Source organism: Rhodococcus sp. (in: high G+C Gram-positive bacteria) (assembly GCF_049591685.1).
In the GTDB taxonomy this organism is placed as follows: Bacteria; Actinomycetota; Actinomycetes; order Mycobacteriales; family Mycobacteriaceae; genus Rhodococcoides.
This window is the reverse complement of sequence record NZ_JBAWFH010000168.1, coordinates 1-4,335: the sequence shown is the minus strand read 5'-3', so window position 1 is coordinate 4,335 and position 4,335 is coordinate 1. Positions and strand designations below refer to the sequence as shown.

The following is a 4,335-nucleotide window of genomic DNA, read 5'->3' as shown; positions in this document are numbered from 1 at the left end:
ACGCTGTACCAGTTCTTCGCGAACAAGTACGTCATCGTGTGCGAGCTCAATCGACAGGATCTCGTCGGTGTTCAGCAGGAGCTCGCGGAGTTCAACGGCGAGGTGCCTTCCCTCGACTGGCTGCGGTTCCTCAACAAGTTCGTCGACCACATGGCAGGCATGTGGATGTCGGACCCGTCACGTCGCGAGGTGTGGTTGGCCATGCAGTCCACCCCGTCGACCCGGGCCACAGGAGTCATTCACGAACGCGAGTTCGCCGATCAGGTCGCGAAGATGCTGGGCCCTCTGACGCCCCGCACCCCCCGCGCCAAGCGAAACCTGATGGCGCAGGTCCTAGTGCATATCGTGTACTCGATGCTCAACTTCTCGGTACAGGACGGTCAGAGCCACGAGGACGCCGTCGCGGAACTCAAGCAGATCATGACGGCCTACCTTCTCGTCGCCGAGAAGCAGAGCCGCCGCTCGGGCGCCGCACCCGTCGACTGAGATTGCGCCCCGAACGCAGAAAACGAACAACGCCGGCCCACCCGCGAGGGATGGACCGGCGTTCGTCGTTCGGGTACTGCTATTCCTCGAGCACCGCCATCGCGGCGGCGATGTCGCCGTCGTGCGTCAGCGATAGGTGGATCTTCACGGTCGGCAAAAACTCCTGAGCCATGCCGTGCAGCTTGATCGACGGCCGGCCCCAGGCGTCGTTGACGACCTCGATCAGCGGGTACGGATTGTCGCCGATCTGCGGCGGCCTCGCGAACCTGGATGTCGCCCAGGCCTTGAGAACGGCTTCCTTGGCTGCCCACCGTGCTGCGTAGTGGCGGGCCGGGTCTGAGCTTTTCGTCGCCGCGTGCCGACGCTCACCCGCGGTGAAGCTGTCGCGGATCATCGTCGTGCCGGCCTTGTCCATCTGCTCCGCGAAGTCGGACACGGTGACCAGGTCGAAACCCACTCCGAGAATCGCCATCAGTTGCACCCCGGCAGACCGGAGCGGTAGATGTCGTCGGCGCCGAGGCGGGCTGCCTCGGTGAGCAGCATGTTCGCCTCGAGCTCACGCGACGCCTTGGCGGGCGTCCCGTCATGTCCGAGCCTGCGGTCGTCGGGACGCTCGTACAGGGCGTCACCTCCCACCATCGCCGAGATCAGTCTCCGCTGGCCGGCGATAAGACGCTCGTTGGCCTTGGCCACGTACTCGTCGCGTCGATCGGCCGGGACCGCCTGCAGGAACGCCTGCGGGTGAACCAGGGCGATGAGACCGGAGACGTGTCCGAAGCCGAGGCTGGTGAGCAGGCCTGCCTTCAGCGGCACCGAGTCGCCGAAGCGTAGCGGCTCACGTGCCCACACGAGGTGCTCGAACGGGGTCATCTTGTCGTCGACGCAGTCGAGGCTGCGGTTCGGCGGAATCACACCGTTTGTCAACACCTGGCAAAGGCCGATCAGCTGCCACGCTGCGGCGCCACCCTTCGAATGACCGGTGAGGCTCTTCTGGGACACAACGAACAGCGGCGCACCGTCGGAGCGGCCGATGGCCTTGGCGAGGCGGGTGTGGAGCTCTGCCTCGTTCGGGTCGTTGGCCGCGGTCGACGTGTCGTGCTTGGAGATCACGGCAACATCGTCTGCAGTGACACCCAGAGCGTTCAGCGACAGCGCGAGCTGCGAGTCCCTGCCGCCCAAGCCGGCACTGAGTGCGCCGAGCCCCGGAGCCGGGATCGAGGTGTGCACACCGTCGCCGAACGACTGTGCGTACGCAACCACGCCGAGGACCGGCAGGCCCATTTCGAGCGCGAGATCACCGCGAGCAAGCAACAGGGTTCCGCCGCCGTGCGATTCGACGAACCCGCCGCGCCGACGGTCGTTGGCCCGCGAGAACCGGCGATCGCTGATGCCCTTGGCGGACATCGACGCCGAGTCCGCTGTCGCCGACATGTCGCCGAAGCCGATGATGCCTTCGGTGCTCAGGTCGTCGAAGCCACCGGCCACAACGAGCTGCGCCTTGCCCAGCTTGATCTTGTCGACGCCTTCTTCGACGGAGACGGCAGCGGTTGCGCAAGCTGCAACGGGGTGAACCATTGCGCCGTAGCTACCGATGTACGACTGAACCACGTGCGCTGCAACGACGTTCGGCAGAGCTTCCTGCAGGATGTCATTCGCACGGGCATCGCCGAGGAGTGTGTCGATGTACAGCGAGCGCATCGACTCCATGCCGCCCATGCCGGTGCCCTGCGTATTGGCGACGAGTGTCGGGTGGACCCAACGCATCAGTTCCGACGGGTTGAAGCCCGAGGAGATGAACGCGTCGACGGTGGTGACGATGTTCCACAGCGCAACTCGATCGACCGAGCTCGCCATGTCGGGCGAGATGCCCCACTTGGTCGGATCGAATCCGGTCGGAATCTGTCCACCAACGGTGCGGGTGAGCTTCATCTTGCGCGGAACGCGAATCTCGGTGCCGGCCTTGCGGGTGACCTGCCAGTCGCCCGAATCCGGGACCGGGGTGATCAGCGTGTGCTCGGGGTCCGCGGCAGCGAACGAACGAGCGTCGATCTCGCTGCCGACGACGAAGGTCAGGTCGTTGTCGAGGAAGATCGAGGTCATCAGTGGCGCAGTATTGCCCACCATGGCCCCGTCGTCGCCGTAGGTACGGATACCGCACTTCTCGACCACGATGTCGTGGTACCGATCGGCGATCTCCTCCTCCGGAACGAGGTCTCCGGACTCGATGTCGTACCAGCCCGGCTTGGGGTCGTTCTCCCACGCGATCAAGCCGGTGTTCCATGCGAGCTCGAGAACACCTGCAGCAGAGAGCTGCTCGTCGACCTCCATCTCGAAGCGCGTGCGCGCCGAGCCGTACGGTCCGAGCTCTCCGGCGCCGACGATGACGATCAGGTCCTTCGGGTCGACATCGAGCGTCGGCCACACCGGAGCGGTGGTCGCGGCGAGCCGCGGCGGCGCGGGCAGCGCGGAGATGACCGAGCTGTCGACGACCTCCTCGGTCTTTTCCGCGGCCGCAGCCGCTGCCTCCCGAGCGAGCTCGACGAGATTGAGCTTGGTGTTCGCCAGTCCCCCGGTGAGGTCCGCGAGCAGCGGAGCCTCGGTCGCCTGCTTGCGAGCAGACGGCTCGCACAGCTTCAGCAGTTCGGTGGCCATCTCGTCGGTCGACCAGGTGCGGACGCCTTCGGCCTCGACGGCTTCGACGATGGGATCGTTTCCGCCCATCAGTCCGGTACCGCGCACCCATCCGATGTGAGCGTGTGCGATCGAAACGCGCTCGGCCCAGTTCTTCTCCGAGCCCCACTTCGCCGCGATGGCGTCGAGTGCAGCCTTCGACTCACCGTAGGCACCGTCACCACCGAACATGCCGCGGTTCGGCGAACCGGGAAGCACGACGTGCAGGTGCGTGTCGATGTCGTTGTCGTAGCCGATCTTCGACAGTCCGCCGATGAGGCGCTCGACCGACCACAGCAGCACCCGCATTTCCATTTCCGCGCGGCCACCGGCGTCGGACAGCTCACCGACGACGCGTGGTGCAGCGAAGGGGAACAGCATGGTCGGGGTGATGCCGGCCTTCACCAGAGTTTTAGCGCCACCGGCGGTGTCGACCTGGTCGGTGCCGATCCACTCGATCAGAGCGTCGACGTCGGTGTAGGACGCGATGTTGGCGGGCACGATCCACAGCGACGCCCCGGCGCGGGCGTTCGCGCGGTAGAGGCTGCGGTAGAACGCCAGACGATCGTCGTCGAGCCGCGAGGTCGTGACGAATACCGTCGCACCGCCGCCGAGCAGCTTGGCTGCCACCGATGCCGCGATGGAGCCCTTGCTGCCACCGGTGATCACGGCGACCTCGTCGGACCATTCGCCCTTCTCGTCCGATGCAGCAGCACTCGATGCAATCCGGCCGTAGGTCTCGGCCAGGAGCGTCTTGCCCTCGGTGTCGGCCTTCGCCTTCCACCACTGTGCCTGCGTGGCAACGGCATTGCCTGCACCAGCGAATGATTCGACGGCCAGATTGCCTGCGGTACCGAGCCACAACCGGGCCAGGTCCTCACGGGCGGTCGCCCAGCGGTCGTCGATCAGCACGGCTTTGCGGGCGTCGAATGCCGGTGCGACGAGTCGCGGCCAGTCCGAACCGAGTTCGGCTGCAACGAGATCGACCAAAGCGGCGTCCGGGTTTTCCACCGTCAGCGCGTTCGGCGCATCAGCGAAGCCCAGCTGTTCGAGCACGAGGCGCGCCGCCGAGGCGAGCACCCCGCTTCGTCCGGTGATGTTCTCGGTGAACTCGCCGAGCGCGGCCGCGTCGACGGTTCCGCCTCCGCCGCCGCCCGCGCTGGGCAGGGAGACTGCGAC

Annotated in this window: 3 protein-coding genes; 1 reads left to right on the top strand and 2 read right to left on the bottom strand. The window is 66.2% G+C overall.

Annotated elements, in window-relative coordinates; genetic code table 11:
- A partial coding sequence (locus WBQ44_RS07165; protein WP_495566026.1) for a TetR/AcrR family transcriptional regulator occupies positions 1-486 on the top strand: 486 nt, incomplete at its 5' end.
- Between the two features lie 79 nt (positions 487-565).
- On the opposite strand, the gene acpS is transcribed toward WBQ44_RS07165, so the two are convergent.
- Together acpS and WBQ44_RS07155 are read right to left on the bottom strand one after the other, a co-directional pair.
- A complete protein-coding gene (gene acpS / locus WBQ44_RS07160) occupies positions 566-958 on the bottom strand; it encodes a holo-ACP synthase AcpS (RefSeq protein WP_495566025.1) in 393 nt (130 codons plus the stop codon).
- Positions 958-4,335 (bottom strand): beta-ketoacyl synthase N-terminal-like domain-containing protein (locus WBQ44_RS07155; RefSeq protein WP_495566024.1); only part of this gene is annotated, 3,378 nt, incomplete at its 5' end. The genes acpS and WBQ44_RS07155, both read right to left, overlap by 1 nt.

What these genes read in the sequence shown, in the direction of transcription:
- acpS (WP_495566025.1), bottom strand. Translation starts at nt 958, where the DNA reads ATGGCGATTCTCGGAGTGGGTTTCGACCTGGTCACCGTGTCCGACTTC.